The sequence below is a fragment of the Defluviimonas sp. D31 genome (genome assembly GCF_033436765.1).
In the GTDB taxonomy this organism is placed as follows: Bacteria; Pseudomonadota; Alphaproteobacteria; order Rhodobacterales; family Rhodobacteraceae; genus Albidovulum.
Genome location: NZ_JAWQFN010000002.1, coordinates 19,766 through 40,982 on the forward strand (window position 1 = coordinate 19,766; position 21,217 = coordinate 40,982).

At 65.6% G+C, this 21,217-nt stretch carries 20 protein-coding genes and 1 tRNA gene; 7 read left to right on the forward strand and 14 right to left on the reverse strand.

All coding sequences use genetic code 11. The features are described from left to right. Nucleotides 1-80 precede the first annotated feature (80 nt). Nucleotides 81-2,771: an aconitate hydratase AcnA gene (gene acnA / locus R5H32_RS03760; RefSeq protein ID WP_318337362.1), complete on the reverse strand. Its 2,691-nt coding sequence runs from the start codon at nucleotides 2,769-2,771 to the stop codon at nucleotides 81-83. A 225-nt stretch (nucleotides 2,772-2,996) separates the two neighbouring features. Between acnA and R5H32_RS03765 the strand changes: the two genes are divergently transcribed. Then, the gene (locus R5H32_RS03765; protein ID WP_318337363.1) at nucleotides 2,997-3,704 is read left to right on the forward strand and encodes a DUF1223 domain-containing protein; all 708 of its coding nucleotides are present in this window, start codon (nucleotides 2,997-2,999) and stop codon (nucleotides 3,702-3,704) included. A 21-nt stretch (nucleotides 3,705-3,725) separates the two neighbouring features. On the opposite strand, the gene R5H32_RS03770 is transcribed toward R5H32_RS03765, so the two are convergent. The 6 genes from R5H32_RS03770 to purB form a co-directional block, all read right to left on the reverse strand. Then, nucleotides 3,726-4,601 (reverse strand): lysophospholipid acyltransferase family protein, encoded by an 876-nt coding sequence (locus tag R5H32_RS03770; RefSeq protein WP_318337364.1) that lies wholly within the window; start codon nucleotides 4,599-4,601, stop codon nucleotides 3,726-3,728. Nucleotides 4,602-4,834: 233 nt separating this feature from the next. Then, the gene (locus R5H32_RS03775; RefSeq protein ID WP_318337365.1) at nucleotides 4,835-5,833 is read right to left on the reverse strand and encodes a flagellar motor switch protein FliG; all 999 of its coding nucleotides are present in this window, start codon (nucleotides 5,831-5,833) and stop codon (nucleotides 4,835-4,837) included. Nucleotides 5,834-5,996: 163 nt separating this feature from the next. Beyond that, nucleotides 5,997-6,164 carry an adenylosuccinate lyase gene (locus R5H32_RS03780; RefSeq protein WP_263336464.1) on the reverse strand — a complete coding sequence of 56 codons (168 nt, stop codon included), beginning with the start codon at nucleotides 6,162-6,164 and terminating at the stop codon, nucleotides 5,997-5,999. Nucleotides 6,165-6,368: 204 nt separating this feature from the next. Further along, nucleotides 6,369-6,953 (reverse strand): imm11 family protein, encoded by a 585-nt coding sequence (locus tag R5H32_RS03785; RefSeq protein ID WP_318337366.1) that lies wholly within the window; start codon nucleotides 6,951-6,953, stop codon nucleotides 6,369-6,371. Then, on the reverse strand, nucleotides 6,913-7,125 hold the full coding sequence (locus R5H32_RS03790) for a hypothetical protein (RefSeq protein ID WP_318337367.1): 213 nt from the start codon (nucleotides 7,123-7,125) through the stop codon (nucleotides 6,913-6,915). Before R5H32_RS03790 ends, R5H32_RS03785 begins: the two co-directional genes overlap by 41 nt. Nucleotides 7,126-7,268: 143 nt before the next feature. Then, nucleotides 7,269-8,573: an adenylosuccinate lyase gene (purB, locus tag R5H32_RS03795; protein ID WP_318337368.1), complete on the reverse strand. Its 1,305-nt coding sequence runs from the start codon at nucleotides 8,571-8,573 to the stop codon at nucleotides 7,269-7,271. A gap of 433 nt (nucleotides 8,574-9,006) precedes the next feature. Between purB and R5H32_RS03800 the strand changes: the two genes are divergently transcribed. Continuing rightward, complete coding sequence (locus R5H32_RS03800; protein WP_318337369.1) at nucleotides 9,007-9,423, forward strand: DUF6314 family protein; 417 nt, start codon at nucleotides 9,007-9,009, stop codon at nucleotides 9,421-9,423. A 21-nt stretch (nucleotides 9,424-9,444) separates the two neighbouring features. On the opposite strand, the gene R5H32_RS03805 is transcribed toward R5H32_RS03800, so the two are convergent. Beyond that, nucleotides 9,445-10,668 carry a bifunctional alpha/beta hydrolase/OsmC family protein gene (locus tag R5H32_RS03805; protein ID WP_318337370.1) on the reverse strand — a complete coding sequence of 408 codons (1,224 nt, stop codon included), beginning with the start codon at nucleotides 10,666-10,668 and terminating at the stop codon, nucleotides 9,445-9,447. Nucleotides 10,669-10,886: 218 nt separating this feature from the next. Here R5H32_RS03805 and R5H32_RS03810 point away from each other — a divergent pair, with 218 nt between their 5' ends. Further along, nucleotides 10,887-11,105, forward strand: a complete 219-nt coding sequence (locus R5H32_RS03810; protein ID WP_318337371.1) for a hypothetical protein — start codon at nucleotides 10,887-10,889, stop codon at nucleotides 11,103-11,105. Between the two features lie 45 nt (nucleotides 11,106-11,150). On the opposite strand, the gene dddP is transcribed toward R5H32_RS03810, so the two are convergent. Next, nucleotides 11,151-12,494, reverse strand: coding sequence for a dimethylsulfonioproprionate lyase DddP (gene dddP, locus R5H32_RS03815; RefSeq protein ID WP_318337372.1), 1,344 nt, complete (start codon nucleotides 12,492-12,494; stop codon nucleotides 11,151-11,153). Nucleotides 12,495-12,808: 314 nt separating this feature from the next. Here dddP and R5H32_RS03820 point away from each other — a divergent pair, with 314 nt between their 5' ends. Beyond that, the gene (locus tag R5H32_RS03820) at nucleotides 12,809-13,120 is read left to right on the forward strand and encodes a hypothetical protein (RefSeq protein ID WP_318337373.1); all 312 of its coding nucleotides are present in this window, start codon (nucleotides 12,809-12,811) and stop codon (nucleotides 13,118-13,120) included. Between the two features lie 65 nt (nucleotides 13,121-13,185). On the opposite strand, the gene glnA is transcribed toward R5H32_RS03820, so the two are convergent. Both glnA and R5H32_RS03830 read right to left on the reverse strand, forming a co-directional pair. Beyond that, complete coding sequence (gene glnA, locus R5H32_RS03825) at nucleotides 13,186-14,592, reverse strand: type I glutamate--ammonia ligase (protein WP_318337374.1); 1,407 nt, start codon at nucleotides 14,590-14,592, stop codon at nucleotides 13,186-13,188. A gap of 73 nt (nucleotides 14,593-14,665) precedes the next feature. After that, a complete protein-coding gene (locus R5H32_RS03830) occupies nucleotides 14,666-15,004 on the reverse strand; it encodes a P-II family nitrogen regulator (protein WP_263336444.1) in 339 nt (112 codons plus the stop codon). A 178-nt stretch (nucleotides 15,005-15,182) separates the two neighbouring features. Here R5H32_RS03830 and R5H32_RS03835 point away from each other — a divergent pair, with 178 nt between their 5' ends. The 3 genes from R5H32_RS03835 (at nucleotide 15,183) to tig (ending at nucleotide 18,524) form a co-directional block, all read left to right on the forward strand. Beyond that, entirely contained in the window at nucleotides 15,183-16,925 is a 1,743-nt protein-coding gene (locus R5H32_RS03835) for an NAD(P)H-hydrate epimerase (RefSeq protein WP_318337375.1), read from the forward strand. 160 nt (nucleotides 16,926-17,085) lie between these two features. Continuing rightward, nucleotides 17,086-17,170, forward strand: a tRNA-Leu gene (locus tag R5H32_RS03840). A 19-nt stretch (nucleotides 17,171-17,189) separates the two neighbouring features. Next, nucleotides 17,190-18,524, forward strand: a complete 1,335-nt coding sequence (gene tig, locus R5H32_RS03845; RefSeq protein WP_318337376.1) for a trigger factor — start codon at nucleotides 17,190-17,192, stop codon at nucleotides 18,522-18,524. Between the two features lie 67 nt (nucleotides 18,525-18,591). Here the strand turns inward: tig and R5H32_RS03850 are convergent, their stop codons facing one another. The 3 genes from R5H32_RS03850 to R5H32_RS03860 all read right to left on the reverse strand — a co-directional run bounded on the left by R5H32_RS03850 (nucleotide 18,592) and on the right by R5H32_RS03860 (nucleotide 21,199). Then, entirely contained in the window at nucleotides 18,592-19,572 is a 981-nt protein-coding gene (locus R5H32_RS03850; protein ID WP_318337377.1) for a S8/S53 family peptidase, read from the reverse strand. Between the two features lie 223 nt (nucleotides 19,573-19,795). Next, entirely contained in the window at nucleotides 19,796-20,419 is a 624-nt protein-coding gene (locus tag R5H32_RS03855; RefSeq protein WP_318337378.1) for a hypothetical protein, read from the reverse strand. A gap of 144 nt (nucleotides 20,420-20,563) precedes the next feature. Continuing rightward, a complete protein-coding gene (locus R5H32_RS03860; protein ID WP_318337379.1) occupies nucleotides 20,564-21,199 on the reverse strand; it encodes a class I SAM-dependent methyltransferase in 636 nt (211 codons plus the stop codon). Between the last annotated feature and the right edge of the window lie 18 nt (nucleotides 21,200-21,217).

Consider the following 21,217-nt stretch of genomic DNA (forward strand, 5'->3'; position numbering starts at 1 on the left):
GGCGATGGCCCATGCTGCCATTGGAATCAAAGAGGGCTCCGCCGGAGCGGAGCCCTTTACGAGGCCCTTTGAGACCAAGGTCAGGCGCGGGCGAGATTCCTCAGCACATAGTGCAGCACGCCGCCGTTCTCGACGTATTCGATCTCGACCTCGGTATCGATCCGGCACTTGATCTTGATCACCTTCTCGCTGCCGTCCGCGTAGCGGATCGTGCAGGGAACGAGCGCGAGCGGCTTCAGGTCGCCGGCAAGGCCCTGGATCGAGATCACCTCGTCGCCTTTGAGACCGAGGGTCTTGCGGTTGTCGCCGCCGGTGAACTCGAACGGGATCACCCCCATGCCGACGAGGTTGGAGCGGTGGATGCGCTCGAAGCTCTCGGCGATGACCGCCTTGACGCCGAGAAGGTTGGTGCCCTTCGCCGCCCAGTCGCGGCTGGAGCCCGCGCCGTATTCGATGCCGCCGATGACTATGAGGGGCGTGCCCGCCGCCTGGTATTCCATCGAGGCGTCGTAGATCGAGGTCTGCTTGCCGTCGGGCCCGAGCGTGTAGCCGCCCTCGACCCCGTCCAGCATCTCGTTCTTGATGCGGATATTGGCGAAGGTGCCGCGCATCATGACTTCATGGTTGCCCCGGCGCGAGCCGTAGGAGTTGAAATCCTTCGGCGCCACCTGCCGCTCGGTCAGGTACTGGCCGGCGGGTGTCGTCGGCTTGAAGGACCCGGCGGGCGAGATGTGGTCGGTCGTGATCATGTCACCGAGCAGCGCAAGGATGCGGGCGCCCTCGATGTCGTGGATCTCGCCCTTCTCCTTGGCCATGCCTTGGAAGTAGGGCGGGTTCTGGATGTAGGTCGAGGTCGGCGGCCAGTCATAGGTCTCCGATTCCGTGACCTTGACGCCCTGCCACTTGGCATCGCCCTTGAACACGTCGGCGTATTTCTTCTGGAACGCCTCGCGGGTGACGGTGGCGTGGACGAGATCGGCGATCTCCTTGTTGGTCGGCCAGATGTCCTTGAGATATACAGGCTTGCCGTCCTTGCCGGTGCCGAGGGGCTCCGTCGCGAGGTCGATGTTCATGTCGCCCGCGAGCGCATAGGCCACGACCAGCGGCGGGGAGGCGAGGTAGTTGGCGCGGACGTCGGGGCTGATGCGGCCCTCGAAGTTGCGGTTACCCGAGAGGACCGCGGTCGCGACGAGGTCGCCCTCGGCGATGGCGGCCGAAATCTCCGGCTGCAGCGGACCGGAGTTGCCGATGCAGGTGGTGCAGCCGTAGCCCACGAGGTTGAAGCCGATGGCGTCGAGGTCGTCCTGCAGGCCGGCGGCCTCAAGGTATTCGCTGACGACCTGCGAGCCGGGCGCGAGCGAGGTCTTGACCCAGGGCTTGCGGTTCAGCCCAAGCTCGCGCGCCTTGCGCGCCACAAGCCCCGCGCCGATCAGCACGTAGGGGTTCGAAGTGTTGGTGCAGGAGGTGATCGAGGCGATCACGACCTTGCCCGAGGACATGGTGTAGTCCTCGCCCTTCACCGCCACGTCTTTGCCCATCGGGCGCTTGAACGTCGCCTCCATCTCCCTGGCGAAGGCGGATTTGGCGTCGGTCAGGGCGAGGTAGTCCTGCGGCCGCTTCGGGCCCGAGATCGCCGGGACGATCGTGGACATGTCAAGTTCGAGTGTCGAAGTGTAGATCGGGTCGTAATCCGCGCCGCGCCAGAAGCCGTTCTCCTTGGCATAGGCCTCGACGAGCGCGATGCGGTCCTCGTCGCGCCCCGTTTGCCGCAGATAGCGCAGGGTCTCGGCGTCGATCGGGAAGAAGCCGCAGGTCGCGCCGTATTCCGGCGCCATGTTGGCGATCGTCGCGCGGTCGGCGAGCGGCAGGTGGTCGAGACCCGGCCCGTAGAACTCGACGAACTTGCCGACGACGCCGTGCTTCCTGAGCATCTGGACGACCTTGAGGACAAGGTCGGTCGCGGTCGTGCCCTCGACCATCTCGCCGGTAAGCTTGAAGCCGACGACTTCGGGAATCAGCATCGAGACCGGCTGGCCGAGCATCGCGGCCTCGGCCTCGATCCCGCCGACGCCCCAGCCGAGGACGGCGAGGCCGTTGACCATCGTGGTGTGGCTGTCGGTGCCGACGAGCGTGTCGGGGTAGGCGACCGTGTCACCGTTCTGGTCGGTATCGGTCCAGACTGTCTGCGCGAGGTATTCGAGGTTGACCTGGTGGCAGATGCCGGTGCCGGGCGGCACGACGCGGAAGTTCTGGAACGCGTTCTGGCCCCATTTCAGGAAGACGTAGCGTTCCATGTTGCGCTCGTATTCCAGATCGACGTTCTTCTGGAAGGCGCGGGGATTGCCGAACTCGTCGATCATCACCGAGTGGTCGATGACGAGGTCCACCGGGTTCAAGGGGTTGATCTTCTGCGCGTCGCCGCCGAGCGCCTTGATCCCGTCGCGCATCGCCGCGAGGTCGACGACCGCGGGGACGCCGGTGAAATCCTGCATGAGCACACGCGCCGGGCGGTAGGCGATCTCGCGCGGGTTCTGGCCACCCTGCTTGCCCCAGTCGGAGAATGCCTTGATGTCATCGACCGACACCGTGCGGCCGCCATCCTCGAAGCGCAGCATGTTCTCCAGCACCACCTTCAGCGCGGCGGGCAGCTTGGAAAACTCGCCGAGCCCCGCGGCCTCTGCCGCCGGGATGGAGTAATAGGCGACGGACGTACCGCCGGCGGAAAGTGTCTTGCGCGTCTTGGCGGTGTCCTTGCCGGTGACGATGGGCATCGGGATCTCCCTTCTCGTTGAGGGTGTCGCTCGGGTCTCTCGGCTTGCGTTGTGCCGCAACCTAACGGGCCGATCAAGTGCGATACGGCGCATTGTATACCATTGTGCACAAACGCCTGCAAGTAGGTCTCAAGCAGTGCTCGCGATCTCTCGCAAAACCTTGATTGGCCATTTGGAAAGCGTTTGGCTACGAAGATAGAGATCAGGGAATACGGAACAGGTGTAATGCGCAGGATTGTCGGCGCCGCGCTCGGCTTCTGGCTTGGGCTCATGGGATCCGCATTGGCCGAGGAGCACAGTGTCGAGCCGGTACTTGTCGAACTTTACACATCTCAAGGTTGTTCGTCCTGCCCTCCGGCGGACGCCCTGCTCGCCGGACTGGCGGCGCGCGACGACGTGATCGCGCTGGCGTTGCATGTCGACTACTGGGACTACATCGGCTGGAAGGATCACTTCGCGAGCCCGCGCTATTCGGACCGCCAACGCGCCTATGCGCGCGCCGCGGGCGCGCGGACGGTTTACACGCCGCAGATGATCGTCGCGGGGCGCGACCACCTGATCGGGGCGCGACCCGCCCAGTTGGAGCAGTTGATTCGGAACTTCGCGGCCCAACCGAGCCCGGTCACGCTCGATGTCGCGCGTTCGGGTGGGGCAGTCCGGGTCCGGGCAGTGGCCCGGTCGCCACTGGCGCATGGTGCATTTGTGCAGATCGTGCGCTACAGGCCCCTCGAGCGGGTCGAGATCGGTCACGGCGAGAATGCCGGCCGAACTGTCGACTATGCCAACATTGTCACCGACTGGAAGAAGGTCGCGGACTGGGACGGTGCGCGTATGCTTACGCTCGATCTCGCGGCGCCGGGCGACGAGCCGGTCGTGGTGATCGTCCAGGAGCCGGGCCCGGGACCCGTTCTCGCGGCGCGGCAACTGCGCTAGAGCGCGGATCGTTTCGGGAAGTCATTTCCAGCGTCGGTGGATCCAGAACCACTGGTCCATGTGCTGGCGTGTAAGCCGTTCAAGGCTGTCGTTTGCCGCCTGGGTCATGGTCATCGGATCGGATGGCGGAATCGGCGCCTCGACGATCACGTCGAAATTCAGCCCGTCGGGTTTGCGAATGCCGTAGACCGGGATCATGGCCGCATCGTACTTCAGGGCCAGATCCGCGGCCGATGTCGCTGTGTGCGCGGTGCGGCCGAAGAAACGGAGCGGTGCTCCGTGTCCCATGTGCTGGTCGAGCAGAATCCCGAGCATGCCGCCCGACTTGATGAAGCGGAGCATCGCGCCCATGCCCTGCTTGCCGCGCGGGAAAAGGGGCGAACTGATACGCTGCATCGCATCGACGTAGTGCGCGTTGAAAAGCGGGTTCTTCATAGGCCGGTACAGCCCGCCGAACTGGTATCCGCGGGCCACCAGAGCGGCACGGGCGGCATTGTAGTTGCCGAAGTGGCCGGTGACGAGGATGACCGGCCGGCCGGTGCGCTTCGCTTCGGCCAGGGCTTCGACGCCCTCTCCCCGTAGCGTCACTTCGCGCTGGCGATCGGCAAATTCCTCGCCCGAATACATCTCGATCATCGATCGGCCAACATTGTCCGGAACCGCCCGGACCAGCCGTTCGATTTCGGCCGTGGGGAGGTCCGGGCAGACATGGGCGAGGTTCTCCCGGATCCGCTTGTTCCAGCCGGCGAGCGGCGCCGCGATCCGCGAGACGATCCAGCCGGCGACCGGGATCCTGATCCTGTAGGGGAGCGCCCGCGCGACGCCGAGAAGCACGCGGAAGGCCGCGTCGGTCAGCCGGTCGCTGCGGCTCGGGGTGGGTTCGGGCGTTGCCGTCATTCGTCTTTGATCGCTACGCGCGGCGTCGGCATGGCCCGCGTTTCCCGCGCCAGACATAGCCTCCGGCGCCAGCGACCACAAGCGTACCTGCGTCGGGAACGGGCCGCATCTGTTTCGCACGGAGCCGCCTCGGGGGCTGTCGAAGCCCCGCTCGGCGGCGCTGCCGCGGGTCGGACCTGAAGCGTGGCCGCCCGGAGCGGCGGTTTGTTCTGGCGTCAAGGGTCATCTCCTGATCAGGTATCGGCATCGTCCACGACCCGGAGCGCCAGTGCGCCCGATGTCTCGAGGCTGCGGATCGCGACGATCATCATGGTCATTGCGGCTTCGGCATCCTTGTCGCGGATCGGGCCTCGCTCGGCCATCTCCTCGCGCAGGGAAGCCGCCATGCGCTGGGACATGTTCGCGAGGATGAACTCGGCTGCTGCGGCGGCGTCGGGCGCTGCCGCGCCCGCCAGCGCCGTGACCAGTGTCGCTTGGTCGACGCCCCGGATCACCTTCGCGATATCGCGCGCCTCGACCCGGGCGGGGATGTCGGCGAAGGTGAAGATCGATCGCCGCACCTGTGCTGCGAAGTCCGAATCCGCGGCCGTCAGGCCTTCGAGCACGTCATCCCGGGTTGCGGCGGGCGAGAGGTTGAGGATCGCGCCGACCCTTTCGTGCGGGCCGGTCTCGAAGGCGCGGATCGGCTGCGCCTCGAGCTGCGAGACGAGCGAAAGGCCGATCTGGCGCACCGTCTCGGGGTCGATGTTGCTGGTCCGGCTGACCGCGTAGGCGATGCGGCGCGCCCGGTCGCCGGGCAGCTTGCCAAGGAGTTCCGCGGCGCGCGACACCGCCAGCTTCGAGAGCATCACCGCGCCGACCTCGACGCTTTCCTCGGTCAGCACCAGCATCAGCTTTTCGGGGTCGAGTGCCGCGATCCGGTCCCAGGGATCGGCCTTGGCCGAGGCGCCGGCGAGGCGGCGGAGGCGGCTCGCCGCCGTGGCCGAGATGTGACCGTCGAGCATCTGGAGCGCGCCGTCGATGCCGCCGGGGAAGCTGAGGCCGACCGAATCGAGAAGCGAGATGAACTCCTCCACCACGGCCCTTAGCGTCGCGCGGTCGACGCTGCGCATGGAGCCGATCTGTTCGGTCAGAGCCGCCTGAAGGTGGTCCGGCAGGCCGCGGAGCGGTATGTCGCCACCCTCGCTGAGAAGGAGCCGCACGATGATCGCGGCCTTCTGCCGCCCGCTCATCGTAAGCACCGGGGGCGCGAGGGGGGAAGGCGGCGCGCCCGTCGCCGGACGGCTGTTCCGCAGCGGCAGATTCGCGAGTGCTGTCATGGCCTTGCCCTCCGGTGCCGGGTTCGGGGCAAGGGTCTCAGAAAGTCGTTAACGGGGGCTTATCGCTCTCGGGAGATCAGCTTCCGACCGTGATGCAGCTCTGGGTGGCGGCGTCCCAGGTCTTGCCGTCGGCGCAGCTGACCTGCGCCTGGCGGTCGCTGTGGCCGCAGCCGCCTGAGCCGGCAAGGGCCGGGGTGAGGGACGCGGCGAGTGCGGTCGCCGTCACGATGGCCTTGAGTAGCATGGCATCCTCCATCCTGTCGGGGCGGATTGTGCCAGCCGCGCGCCGGTCGGGGCAAACAAAACCTGCCCGGCGGCGCGATTGTTCACGGGATCGTGTGCAATTCCGAGGCGTCGGTCCTGTGCAGTCCCGCACGACGATGGCGGCTATTCGGGGTGTGGTGCAGTGACGCCTTTCCTATGGACTGTCACAATCCGGAAAGCCCGGTCACACCGATTTCATCTCGTGGTTCGGCGGCAGGCGCAGCCCGGCCGCGATGATCTCTTCCTTCAACCGGTCGGAAATGAAGAAAGTCGGGCCGCTCAGATGGCGTTCTCGCCACAGATGCGCATCGCCGATCACGGCCTGCGCCATCGCGGCGCCAGCGCAGCACTTCTTGTCGAAGGAGCTGAGGGTGGAGAAATCGGGCCTCTTGTCACGCAGGCAGTCCGGATCGCTTTCTTCCAGCCGGAAGCTGCTCAGCCAGCGGCCCACCACCATCATGTAGTGGGGAACCGGATGCTCCACCCCCTTGGGCAGCAGGACCCGGATCGGGTTGAACTGATGCACCCCGGGCTCCAGCCGTTCGATGATCTCACGCAGGGGCCCGGTCACCGCATACATGCGGTTGGTGTACATCACCATTGCCGCGTCGCGTTTGTAGGCCTTCTGATAGACATATTCGGCCGGCCATTCATGCGGCAGAACCGGATCGAGCGGGGGGCGATGTGGGCGCCGGACACCTAGTTCGCGGTGAAACTTGTCCGACGTATCACCCCTTGTAGTCGACAAAGGTGGAATATGGTTGTCCATCGCCGTCCAACGGACGCTCCGACGTGAACACAAAGGCCGGGGGGTGTTTCGGGGTCCGACCGGGCCGCTGCTCGGCCTTGTAATGCGCCGCCAGCGCCTCGTCGTACCCCCGGAAGCTTCCGCGCGGGAAAAATTCGTTGAACTCGGTTTCGAATCTGATTGCCCAGACCATCTGTTTCTCCCTCCGTCGGCGGGGCCGTCACCAGCCGCCCGAGTCGATCTGGTTTCCCACCTGCGCGGCGACATCCGCATTAAAGTGGACCCGGATCGCGGATCCCGCGAGGCCGGTCGGCGATCCGGGTTCGACGCAGGCCGTTACGCGCCGAACACCCGGGCGAAGATCGTGTCGACGTGCTTGGTGTGGTAGCCGAGGTCGAACTTCTCCTCGATCTCGGCGGGCGAGAGGGCGGCGGTCACCTCGGCGTCGGCTAGAAGCTCTTCCCTGAAGTCGGCGCCCTTCTCCCAGACCTTCATCGCGTTCCGCTGCACCAGCCGGTAGGCGTCCTCGCGGCTCACGCCCGCTTGCGTCAGCGCGAGGAGCACGCGCTGCGACATGACCAGGCCTTTGAACTTGTTCATGTTGGCGAGCATGTTCTCGGGGTAGACGACCAGCTTTTCCACGACGCCTGCCAGCCGGTTCAACGCGAAGTCGAGCGTGATCGTCGCGTCCGGGGCGATGCCGCGCTCGACCGAGGAATGCGAGATGTCGCGCTCGTGCCAGAGGGCCACGTTCTCCATCGCCGGGATCACCGCCATGCGGACGAGGCGGGCGAGGCCGGTGAGGTTCTCGGTCAGCACGGGGTTGCGCTTGTGCGGCATCGCCGAGGAGCCCTTCTGGCCGGGGGAGAAGAACTCCTCGGCCTCCAGCACCTCGGTGCGCTGCATGTGGCGGATCTCGATGGCGATGTTCTCGACCGAGGAGGCGATGACGCCGAGGGTGGCGAAGAACATGGCGTGGCGGTCGCGCGGGATCACCTGGGTCGAGATCGGCTCGGGGCGGAGGCCGAGCTTTTCACAAACGTGCTCCTCGACCGCAGGGTCGATATTGGCGAAGGTGCCGACGGCGCCGGAGATGGCGCCGGTGGCCACCTCCCAGCGGGCCTTTTCCAGCCGGTTCTTGTTGCGGCCCATCTCGGCGTAGAAGCGCGCGAAGGTGAGGCCCATCGTCGTGGGCTCGGCATGGATGCCGTGGGAGCGGCCGATGCGCACGGTGTCCTTGTGCTCGAAGGCGCGTTTCTTGAGCGCCGCGAGCACCTTGTCCATGTCGGCCAGAAGGATGTCGGCGGCGCGGACGAGCTGGATGTTGAGCGTGGTGTCGAGGACGTCCGACGAGGTCATGCCTTGGTGGACGAAGCGCGCGTCCTCGGAGCCGATATGCTCGGCGAGATGGGTAAGGAAGGCGATGACGTCATGCTTGGTGACGGCCTCGATCTCGTCGATGCGGGCCACGTCGAACTCGACGTCCTTGGCACGCCAGACCGCCTCGGCATTGGCCTTCGGGATCACGCCCAGAGCGGCCTGCGCGTCGCAGGCGTGGGCCTCGATCTCATACCAGATCCGGAACCTGGTTTCGGGCGACCAGATGGCGACCATTTCGGGGCGGGCATAGCGAGGGATCATCCGGGTGGCCTTTTTCTTTGTGAGACGGGCGCGGTTGTCCTAGACTGGTAGGGCTTGGGTGGCAAGAAGGGGCGCAGGTATGGAGCTGCGTTTGCTCCTGTCTGAATACATGGTTCGCGGGTCTTGCGGGCGCGGCCGTGGTGCGGGAGTGGCCAAAGTTATCCTCCGCCGGACCTTCCGAAGTGCCAACCAGGCGACGTCTGCACCTCTTGTATGGCGCAAGCCGATCGTTCCGCGATGGCCGCGGTACGATGTGGGGCGCCGGTGCGGCATGGAGCGAGGCATGCAGGCCGGTCGGGAACGACCGGATTTGTTCGGCCTGGGTGTCCTCGAAATCGTGGAACTGCCGCATGCTGATGCGGTCGACAGTGAGCGGTCGGCCGCGAATTGTTAGTGGCGGCAGGTGGGTAACGGTAAGGGAGTATTGAGAGAAATGAGCTTTATTCCAAAACTGACTGATTTTACAGGAGAATGGCAGGTCGGACGTGTGATCCAGGATCGACTTGGCCACGCCGAGGGGCGGTTCGAGGGGCGGGCATTCTTCCGCCCGGTCGAGATCGGCCTTGCCTATCACGAGGAGGGCGAACTTCGGCTCGGGCCGGGACCGTCGATGACGGCCGTACGGGATTATCTCTGGCGGATCGATGGCGAGCGGATCGCGGTCGATCATGGCGACGGCAAGCCGTTCCATGCCTTCGATCCGGCCTTCCCCGAGGCGCATCACCTCTGCTCGCCGGACGATTACCGGGTGCATTACGACTTCTGCGACTGGCCGGACTGGCGGGCGGTCTGGGTGGTGATGGGCCCGCGCAAGGACTACACGATGATCAGCCGCTATTCTCGGGTCTGAAGCGCCGCGGAGCGGGCGAATCTATTCAGCCGGGACCAGTCGGGTCTCGATCCGGGAGCTGTGTTCGAGCGTCCGGTGGACCGGGCATTTGTCCGCGATTTCCAGAAGTTTCGCACGTTGATCCTCATCCAGATCGCCTTCGAGCGTGATCTCGCGCAGGAAGCGATCGATCCGGGCGCCCTTCTCGCAATCGGCGCAGTCCTCGGCATGGACCTTGCCGTGGCTGACGTCGACCCGGACATGGGCGAGCGGCCATTTCTTTCGCCGTGCATACATGCGGACCGTCATCGAGGTGCAGGCGCCGAGCCCGGCGGCGAGGAAGCCGTAGGGCGTCATGCCACGGTCGGTGCCGCCATAATTTTCGGGCTCGTCGGCGAGCGTGTGGTGGCGGGGCCCGTGGTTGACGTTCTGCAGGAAGCCCGACGGGTCAGCCTCGGAGACGCGCACGATGCCTTCGGGTGCGCCCTTCGGCGGTTCGGGAGCCTTCAGGTCGAGATAGCGCGTGGCCCAGGCGGCGATAACTTCGGCGGCGTAGTCGGCATCCGTCGCGCGGCTGATCAGGTGGTCGGCATCGTCGAGGGTGACGAAGCTCTTCGGGTGCCTGGCGGCCTTGAAAATCTCGGCCGCGTTCTCGATTCCGACGATCGCGTCGCGCGGCGCGTGCAGCACGAGAAGCGCGCGTCCGAGGTTGGCGATGGGTGCGGAAAGCTCTTCGGCGGTCACCTCGCGCACGAAGTCGCGGCCGATGCGGATCGGGCGGCCACCGAGATCGACCTCGGCCACGCCCTCGGCCTCGATCCGGTCGAGGGCGCTGGCGAAATTGTGGGTGACATGGCCCGGATCGAAAGGCGCGCCGATGGTGACAACGGCACGGGCGCTGTCGATACCGCCGGCCGCCTTCAGTACCGCGGCGCCGCCGAGCGAATGACCGATGAGGAGCGCGGGCGCCATGCCGCGGGCCGCAAGCTGGGCAGCCGCGGCGTTCAGGTCGGCGACGTTCGAGATGAACCCGGTCGCGGCGAAATCGCCCTCGGACTGGCCGAGCCCGGTGAAGTCGAAGCGCAAGGTGGCGATCCCCCTTGCCGCGAGCGCCCCGGCGATGCGGCGGGCGGCGACGACGTCCTTGCCGCAGGTGAAGCAATGCGCAAAGAGCGCGGTCGCAAGATGCGGCCCCTCGGGCAGGTCGAGCCGGGCTGACAATTCGGCGCCGGAATGGCCGGGAAAGGTGATCCGTTCGGTTGCCATGGTCGTGTCCTCTCTCCGCGATCCGGTCAAGACTGGGGGCGCGGGTCCGGCGCGGCAAGGGTCGGCGTCGGCATGTCACGGACAGGTGAGGGAGCGTCAGCGGGTGCGGTTGGAGAAACTCATCACTTATCGTGATCTTTAAAATCAATTACATTCGTTTTTATTATGGTTTGGGAGTGCCTACTTTCCTGGCAAGACGAAGCGAAAGGAGGCAACCCATGAAGAGCACGATACATGGCGCGCGGCACCATATCATCGATCGGCGCAAGAGGACCGACCCTATCGTGGGCGTGATCGTCCTCGCCGCCCTCGGGGTGTTCGTGCTTCTGCTTTCCGAAGGCGATACGGACCGGCGCGGCAGCGGAGACCCCGCGGTCGGCGGGATCTCCGAGGACTGGCACGGCAATGTCCGGCGCTCGAACTGGCCGGAAGACTGAGCGTTCGGCCGGGCAGCGATTTTTCGGCGAAAAATCGGGGCTGGTTCAGGCTAGCCCCATGAGCCGTTCGTCGAAGGGGTATTTCGTCAGGTTCTCGTAACCCGTCTCGGTGATCAGCACCTGGTCCTCGAGCTTGATCGAGAAATCACCGTCCTCGGGTGAGACCAGCGCCTCGACGCAGAGCACCATGCCGGGCTCGATCACATAGTCGAAGGCGCCGTCGACCCAGGCATCGGGGTAGGAGACAAGCGGCCACTCGTCGCAAAGCCCGACCCCGTGCATCTTGCAGCCGTATTTCTGCTTATGGAACTGCTCGTCGAGGTGGTGGCCGCCGAAGGTCAGCTCCTTCAGCGAGACGCCGGGCTTCAGCATCTCCATGTTGGTCATGATGTGCTCGTGCGCGTGGCGCATGGCATAGATCATCGCGTTGGTGGGCTTGGCGTCGCCGACCCACCAGGTGCGCGAGATGTCGATGCAGATGCCGTAGGAGCCGATCAGGTCGGTGTCGAAGGCGACGATCTCGTTCGGCTGGATGAGGCGCGGCCCGCATTCCTGGAACCAGGGATTGGTGCGGGGCCCGGAGGCGAGGAGACGGGTCTCGATCCATTCGCCACCGCGCCTGATGTTCTCTGCGTGAAGCACGGCCCAGACGTCGTCCTCGCTAATCTTGCCGCCGGGCACGCCCTCGCGGCAGGCGCGCTCCATCTCGGCCACCGCCTTCTCGCAGGCGTCATGGGCGCAGCGCATCGCGAGGATCTCGTCGGTGCCCTTGATGGCGCGGGTCTTCTCGGTCGCCTCCTCGCCTTCCATGACCTCGAAGCCCTGGCTTTCCAGCGCGCGGAGACCGTGCAGCATGATCTTGTCGACGCCGAGCCGGGTGTTGGCGCCGCCATGCGCGGCGATCAGGTCCTTCACCTCGGCGGCGAAGCGGCGGGCGGCGTCGCCGGCCTTGTCGCCGCGGTCGAAGTAGAAGAAATCCGCGCCCGAGCGCTGTTCGCGGACGAGCGGGTTGAACTCGGAGAGAAAGGGCGACTGCTTGTAGTCCCAGATCACCATGTAGCCGTCGGCGCAGAGAAGGAGCGCGCGGAACGGGTTGTGGGTATTCCAAAGCTGCATGTTGGTCGAGTCGGTCGCGTAGCGGATGTTAAGCGGGTCGAACATCAGAAGACCGCCCCAGTCGCGATCGACGATCGCCTTCGTCAGGCGCTTCCAGCGATGCTCGCGCATCCGTTCGAGATTGGGCAATGCGAGCCCCGCCGCTTCCCATTCACGAAAAGCGAGCTGCGTCGGCCCGATCTCGACGCGGTTGTTGTCGTTCGGGGTACCGTCGCCGAGCGTGGAGCCCTTCGAGGGATCGATCTTGCGACGGTCTGAATAGTGCTGGTCCATGCGAGCCTCCGGTTTCAGCGGCACAATGGAAGCCGTTCCGGGCGCCGTCCCACCCGATTGCGACGCGCGGCGGGTCAGATTCCGTCCTTCATCCTTCCGCCGCGCGTATTCCCGCCGGCGACAATTTCATCCGCCAGTCGCGTCGCTACGAGGCGCCCCCGTCCATGCGCCGAAAATGGCCGAATGGAGCGCAGATCCTACGCCGCCATGTCAGAATCGGCCGGGTTTCGCTATCCTTTCGCCGTCGCCTCCGGGCGCGAACAGGGTGCCCCGAGACGATCTTTCCACAATCGTTCAAGGAGGGGGCTTTCGCGATGCATGTCATGTTACGCAGCTATGCCGGCAAGGGCGTGGAGGAGCTTACGAAGCTCCTCATCTCGCGCCGGAGCGAGGTCGAGAAGCTCATCTCGGGCGTGCCCGGCTTCGTCAGCTACGATCTGGTCGAGACGAAGGACGGATGTTTCACCGTGACGGTCTGCACCGACAAGGCGGGGACCGACAAGAGCCTCGCCGTGGCGAAGGAGTGGCTGAAGGCCAATGCCGCGCATATCAGCGCGGCGGCGCCGACCGTGTCGGAAGGCAAGGCCCACATCCACATCGGCGCGAAAGCGGGCGCACACGCCTGAAGCTGCCGCGAGAGGGAAAAGAAAAAGGGCCCCGGATCGGGGCCCTTTCCATGCCGGGCAATGCCTCAGCAGCTGTAGTACATCTGGTACTCGATCGGGTGGGGCGTATGCTCGTAGGCATAGACCTCTTCCCACTTGAGCGCCATGTAGCCGTCGATCTGGTCCTTGGTGAACACGTCGCCAGCGAGCAGGAAGCCGTGGTCGGCTTCGAGCGCCTCGAGCGCCTCACGCAAGCTGCCGCAGACGGTCGGGATGCCCGCCAGTTCTTCCGGCGGCAGATCGTAGAGGTCCTTGTCCGAAGCCGGGCCCGGATCGATCTTGTTCTTGATGCCGTCGAGGCCGGCCATCAGAAGCGCCGCGAAGGCGAGGTAGGGGTTCGCCGCCGGATCGGGGAAACGGGCCTCGACGCGCTTGGCCTTCGGGCTTTCGGTCCACGGGATCCGGACGCAGCCCGAGCGGTTGCGGGCCGAGTAGGCGCGCAGGACCGGGGCCTCGAAGCCCGGGATCAGGCGCTTGTAGGAGTTCGTCGACGGGTTGGTGAAGGCGTTCAGGGTCTTCGCGTGCTTCAGGATGCCGCCGATGAACCAGAGCGCTTCCTGGCTGAGGTCGGCATACTTGTCGCCGGCGAACAAGGGCTTGCCGCCCTTCCAGATCGACATGTTGACGTGCATCCCCGAGCCGTTGTCGCCCTTCATCGGCTTCGGCATGAAGGTCACCGACTTGCCGTAGGCGGCGGCGACGTTGTGGATGACGTACTTGTACTTCTGGATGTTGTCGGCCTGTTCGACGAGGCCGCCGAAGATGAGGCCGAGCTCGTGCTGGGCGGTCGCCACCTCGTGGTGGTGCTTGTCGACCTTCATGCCCATGCGCTTCATGGTCGAGAGCATCTCGCCGCGCAGGTCCTGGCTGGCGTCGATCGGGTTGACCGGGAAATAGCCGCCCTTGTGGAGCGCGCGGTGGGCCTGGTTGCCCATCTCGTATTCGGTGTCGGTGTTCCAGGCCGCGTCATGGCTGTCGATCTGGTAGGACACCTTCTGCGGCGTGACCGAGTAGCGCACGTCGTCGAAGATGAAGAACTCGGCCTCGGGGCCGAAATAGGCGGTGTCGCCGATGCCGGTGGACTTCAGGTAAGCCTCGGCCTTGGCGGCGGTGCCGCGCGGGTCGCGGGAATAGGGCTCGCCGGTATCGGGCTCGGCGACGTTGCAGTGGATGCAGAGAGTCTTTTCCGCGTAGAACGGGTCGATGTAGACCGAGGAGGTGTCCGGGATCAGCTTCATGTCGGACTGGTCGATCGACTTCCAGCCGGCGATCGAGGAGCCGTCGAACATGAAGCCTTCCTCGAAGAAGTCCTCGTCGATGATGTCGACGATCAGCGTCACGTGCTGCAGCTTGCCCTTGGGGTCGGTAAAGCGGACATCGACGTATTCGATTTCCTCGTCCTTGATGAGCTTGAGAACGTCCTTGGCGCTCATGTCTCTTCCTTTCGGTTGGGTGTTGCGGGGCCGGGTGCAAGGCGGGTTGGACCCTGACTTGCGGATCCGGAAATCAGATCGCGTCCTCGCCGGTCTCGCCGGTGCGGATGCGGATAACCTGTTCGACGGGGGTGACGAAGATCTTGCCGTCGCCGATCTTGTCGGTGCGCGCGGCCGAGATGATCGCCTCGATCGCGGCCTCGACCATGTCGTCGGACAGCACGACCTCGATCTTCACCTTGGGCAGGAAGTCGACGACGTATTCGGCGCCGCGGTAGAGCTCGGTATGGCCCTTCTGGCGGCCGAAGCCCTTGACTTCGATGACGCTGAGCCCCTGGACGCCGACATCCTGAAGCGCCTCCTTCACCTCGTCGAGCTTGAAGGGCTTGATGATGGCTTCGATCTTCTTCATGGGCCGACTCTCCCCGGGGCAATTTCCTGCGGTCGCGCCCCTGTCACCACTTCCGCCGGGCCGGCACAATTGGCTAGGCTCCGCTCGGGGCCTGTGCGTCGGGGATTCCTGTGTTGCTGCCCAAAATTTGAGCATTTCGCCCGGATCGAGGGCAGTTTGCGAACATCGAGGTTTGAGCATGACCGAACTCCTCACCGCCGCGCAGATGCGCGCCATCGAACAGGCGGCGATCGCCTCGGGCGAAGTGACCGGGCTGGAACTGATGGAACGCGCCGGGAGGGGCGTCGTGGAGGCGATCTTCGAGGAATGGCCGGAACTGAAGGCGGGCTCGCACCGGGCGGTGGTGCTCTGCGGTCCGGGCAACAATGGCGGCGACGGATTTGTCGTCGCGCGGCTATTGAAGGAATGGGGCTGGGAGGTGGAGGTCTTCCTCTACGGCGACCCCGGAAAGCTGCCGCCGGATGCCCGGGTGAATTATGAGCGGTGGTTGACACTTGGGCCGCTACATCCGAGCGAACAATACGATCAATTTGATTGGGGTGGAGCTGACCTAAAATGCGACGCGCTTTTCGGGACGGGGCTTGCACGGCCGCTGACGGGCGAAGCAGCGCGTCTGGCGAACTCAATGGCGGGCGGCGAGCGCGTTGTGGCCGTCGATGCCCCATCCGGAGTTTGCCTCGACAGCGGTCGTCGGTTGCTTGATCCGTACGAAGGTGGACCTGAAGCCGATCTCACTGTGACTTTTCACGTCAGGAAGATAGGTCACGTATTACATGACGGTCCTTGCCGCTGTGGAACGCTGCGAGTTGCTGACATCGGCCTCGACTCGCGACGTTCCCGTCTGCTGCTCGGGGATATGTCGGATGTTCGTATCGGTCGGCGCCGCGACCCTGCCGCAGTAGTTCATGAGGTGGATGGTGCACGTTACGTTGCCGCAACATACCAACGGCAGGGCACGCCGCCGCTCTCGAAACGCTCACAAACGCACAAATACACCCACGGCCATGCCTTGATCCTTTCCGGTGGCGCCGGCCGGGGCGGGGCCGCCCGTCTCGCCGCGCGGGGGGCGCTTCGGATTGGGGCGGGTCTCGTCACCGTGGGCTGTCCGCCCGAGGCGCTGACGGAGAATGCGGCGCGGCTGGATGCGGTGATGCTTAAACCGGTGGCGGATGCCGATGCCCTGGCGCGGGTGCTTGACGACAAACGGATCAACGCGCTTAGCCTCGGGCCTGGGCTCGGGACCGGGGCGCGGGAAGTGGCGCTGGTGGCGGCGGCGCTCGGCGTTGGCGCCCATGTCCCCCCACCCCCATCCCCTCCCCACGAGGGGGAGGGGAGCCGTGGGGAGGCTGGCGGTGCTACCGGGGTGGAGGCGCTTCCCCTCCCCCTCTTGGGGAGGGGAGAGGGGCGGGGGGCTGCGCGTGCCGTCGTCCTCGACGCCGACGCGCTGACGATCCTCGCTTGCGAACCTGGCCTTTTTGCCGCGCTCCATGACCGTTGCGTCCTCACCCCCCATGCCGGGGAGTTTGCCCGGCTTTTCCCCGACATCGCGGAGAAGCTCGCGGCACCGGCAACGAAGGGACCCGCCTATTCCAAGGTGGACGCGACGCGCGAGGCAGCGGCGCGGGCGGCTTGTGTGGTGCTCTACAAGGGGCCGGACACGGTGATCGCCGATCCGTCTGGGCGCTGCTCCGTCAACTCGGCGCATTACGACCGCGCGGCACCCTGGCTCGCGACCGCGGGCTCTGGCGACGTGCTCGCGGGCTTCATCGCCGGGCTCCTGGCGCGCGGTTTCGCGCCGATGCAGGCGGCCGAGACCGCGGCCTGGCTCCATGTCGAATGCGCACGGAAGTTCGGTCCCGGCCTCATCGCCGAGGACCTGACCGAAGAGCTTCCTGCGGTGTTCCGCGATCTCGGGCTCTGACCGCCGGATTTCCGCGGCTCCGAAGCGTCTCCACCGGGCGGAACCAATGGCCCGCGGAACCGGCGCGGAGACACTTTTCCGCTCGCATCGCCCAAGGACTCTTGCTAGAAGGACGCCGATTTCGTGGGCGGTTCCGGTCGGATCCGCTCCGGGGGGCATTGCGGGTGTGGCGAAACTGGCAGACGCACCAGATTTAGGTTCTGGCGCCGCAAGGCGTGGGGGTTCAAGTCCCTCCACCCGCACCATGAGGAAAAGGACGAAGGAATGCAGGTCACCGAGACCCTGAAAGACGGCCTGAAGCGCAGCTACACGATCACCGTGCCGGCCGCCGATCTGGACGCGAAAGTGAACGAGAAGCTCATCGAGGCGCAGCCGGAAGTCGAGATGAAGGGCTTCCGCAAGGGCAAGGTGCCGATGGCGCTTCTGAAGAAGCAGTTCGGCCAGCGCATCCTCGGCGATGCGATGCAGGACGCGATCGACGGCGCGATGAAGTCGCATTTCGAAGCCACCGGCGACCGTCCGGCGCTGCAGCCCAAGGTCGAGATGCAGGGCGGCGAGACCTGGAAAGAGGGCGACGACGTCGTCGTCGAGATGTCCTACGAGGCGCTGCCGGAGATCCCGGAGGTCGACACCTCGGCGCTCAAGCTCGAGAAGCTCGTCGTGAAGGCCGACGAGGCCGCCGTGGCCGAGGCGCTCGAGAACCTCGCGAAGTCGGCGAAGAACTTCGAGGACCGCAAGAAGGGCACCAAGGCCAAGGACGGCGACCAGGTCGTGATCGACTTCGTCGGCAAGATCGACGGCGAGGCCTTCGAGGGCGGCGCGGGCGAGGACTACCCGCTCGAGCTCGGCTCGGGCTCGTTCATCCCCGGTTTCGAGGACCAGCTGGTCGGCGCCAAGGCCGGTGACGAGGTCGCGGTGAAGGTCTCCTTCCCGGCGGAATACGGCGCGAAGCACCTCGCCGGCAAGGAAGCGGTCTTCGACTGCACGGTGAAGGCCGTGAAGGCGCCGAAGCCGGCCGAGATCGACGACGAGCTGGCCAAGCAGTTCGGGGCCGAGAGCCTCGAGGCGCTGAAGGGCCAGATCGGCGAGCGGCTGGAGGCCGAGTACCACGGCGCGGCGCGCGCGGTGATGAAGCGGGGACTTCTCGACGCGCTCGACAAGCTGGTGAAGTTCGACCTGCCGCCGAGCCTCGTCGAGGCCGAAGCCGGTCAGATCGCCCACCAGCTCTGGCATGACGAGAACCCGGACGTGCATCACCACGACCACGGTTCGATCGAGCCGACCGACGAGCACAAGGCGCTCGCCGAGCGCCGCGTGCGTCTTGGCCTCCTCTTGGCCGAGATCGGCCGCAAGGAGAAGGTCGAGGTTAGCGATTCCGAGATGACCCAGGCGGTGATGATGCAGGCGCGTCAGTATCCGGGCCAGGAGCGGGCCTTCTTCGAATTCGTGCAGAAGAACCCGCAGATGCAGCAGCAGCTGCGCGCGCCGATCTTCGAGGACAAGGTCGTCGACCTCGTCGTCTCGGGCGCGAAGGTCACCGAGAAGGAAGTCTCGAAGGACGACCTGCAGAAGGCGGTCGAGGCGCTCGACGAACTCTGATCGGCATCCGATCCGGAACACCGAAGGCCGCGCGATCCGCGCGGCCTTTTTCGTTGCGGGCGACCGTCTACTGGATCGAGGCGGGGGCGAGCGCGCGCTCGATGCTTGCCTCGCCGCGGCCGTGTAACTGCGGGTCGTAGAGCAGGAGCGTATCCTGCCGCGCGGTCGAGAGGAGCTGGTTCGCGATCTGGGTTTCGCTGGCGGACTTGAACTTGCTCGACAGCACCGCCGCATAGCCGCTGATGATCGGCGCTGCGAACGAGGTGCCGGCAAGCCCTGTCGTGGCGCTGTCGACGCCGACCACGAGGAACTGGTTCTGGATTGTCGTGTTGGCGCCCGGGTAGTTCGAATAGCCCGCGAGCAGGGCCGGGGCGCTCACCGTGCCGTTCCAGTCGGTCGCGCCGACGAAGATCGCCGATTGCGTGCCGACGAGGCCGAGCGAGAGGAAGTCCTGGCTGCCGTCGGCGAGGACGGAGCCGATCGGCAGGCCGTTATTGCCGGCGGATTTCGAAATGACCGCAGTGCCGTTCCGGGCCGCGTCGATGATCGACTTTTCCTGTGGATAGGCGTTTTCCCAGCCGGTGCTGTAGAGGCTGGCCAGTTCCTGGAACCCGTAGCTGGCGTTGATCACGTTCATGCCGGACCGGAGCGTGACCGCGGATTCGACGGTGAATTCGTCGGCGAAGGTCAGCGCCTCGGGCGCGATCATGCCGGCCTGCTTCAGCGTCCATTCGCCGTGGCGCTTGCGGCTGATGCCATCACCGAGGTTCCCGAAGCCCTTGTTGCGGCTGTTGAAGTCGTCGACCACGGTGATCGATACGTCCTGGCCGAGGTAGCCCGCGTCCCACGCGGCCTGGATCTCGGGGCTCATCCAGGAATAGTAGGTGGGCGCGCTCGGCGTTGCGCCGTCGTTGCCGCCCGGCTTGCCCTTGCCGCCCCTCGCGTGGAGGAAGAGGTCGGGCTCATCCGCCGCAGCGGGGGCGATCGGGGCGGCAAGCGCCAGAAGGCTGGCCGCGGCGAAGCTCAGGATTGTACCGTTGAAACGCAAGGATCCGTCTCCTTTCGGTCGAGGAGCAGCCCTGGCGCCGGGCTGGCCGGTAGGGCCGCTGGGCAAAGGTTTCTGGTGTCTGATGTGACATTGTGGGTGAAGCCGGTCCGGACCTGTCAAAGAAATTGCGCGCTTTGCCGTCTCGGGCCGGAGATTGGCGCTCCGGGCAACGTCGTTGTTCTGATTTTGTGATCAATCCTCGTAACGCAGTGAATTTGTTGAGTTAGAACGAGAGCCGGTAGCGCAGAATCAGCTCTAAGCGGTCCGCCGGATTCTCATGGACGAGATAGGCCAGGGTTTCTTCCGGCGGCAACACCGAGGCCGCGAGCCGGCAGTTGACGGTCTGCGTCCCGCCGATCGCGCCGTAATCGGCGGTACAGGTGCCCTCGTTGAAAGCACCTCCGATCACCGTGGTCGCCGAGAGCGAAAGCGTCCCGTTCCGCGAGACCGGCTGAAGCACGATCAGGCCGAGCTTCAGGCTCGGTTCGATCTCGTACTTCGGGCCACGCTCGCCGGTGCCGAAGCCCCAGTAGACGCCAAAATTTTGGCTCAATTGCGTGACCCAGGTGAGGCGGAGGTCGGTCCAACTGCTCGAATACCAGTCCGAGAACGAGACCGGTGTGCCATCCGAAAGCTCGTACCCACCGGTTCCGAGTTGCCGGGCGACGTCGCCCAGGCTCGTGCCCGCGCGCGCGTCAACGAGCTGCGTCATCTCCCAGAACTGCTGCGACATGGCTTTGTGCGGGATGAGCGCCACCACGAGGCACATCGCTCCGGCGAGGCCGGGGCTTGACTTGCGACGGTCCGCGCGCGGATCGCCGGCATTCCGACGGGTTCGAGCGTTCATCCTCCGCCCCGCAGCTCAAGCCCCCGGCATCGCCCCGGCCCTTACGGAGCGGTCGGGGCGGCACGAGCTCAGGGTGCAGCGGCAATGTGGCGGGCATGAGGCGTCCGGCTGCCGGGCGCCTGTCGTTCTATGGAGAGGGCTGCGTCAGGCCGCGGCCGATTCCGCGTTCAGCTTGCGCTGCCTGAGGAAGGTGAACAGGCCGAAGGGCGCGATGTCCTGCACGCTGACGGTTTCGAGCGCGTCAGCGCCGAGCACCCGCTCCATCGCGAAATCCGAATGCCAGCCGATGATATGCGCGAGCGGGGCGAAGAGCCGCTCGATCGCGGCGAGCACGCCCTTGTCGCGGGCGAAGTGGTTGACGATCAGCACCTCGCCGCCCGGCTTGCAGACCCGCGCCATCTCGGCAAGCACACGCTCGGGCTCTGGCACGACGGAGACGAGGTACATCGCCACGACGGTGTCGAAATGGTCGTCGGGGAAGGAGAGCGTGCGGGCGTCCATCTCGGAGATCCGGGTGACATGGGTCAGCCCCTTCTCGACCACCTTCTGCCGCGCCTTGTCGAGCATGTCGGGCGAGACGTCGATGCCCATAACCTCAAGATGGCTGCCGTAGCGGTGCAGCGACAGGCCGGTGCCGACGCCGATCTCGAGCACGCGGCCCGAACGGGTGTTGATGTAGTCCACCGTGCGTCGCCGTCCGGCACGGGTAATCGCGCCGAAGGTGTAGTCGTAGACCGGAGCCCAGTATTTGTACGATGTCTTTACGGCGGCGAGTTCCAATTCCTGTCCTTTCCTTTG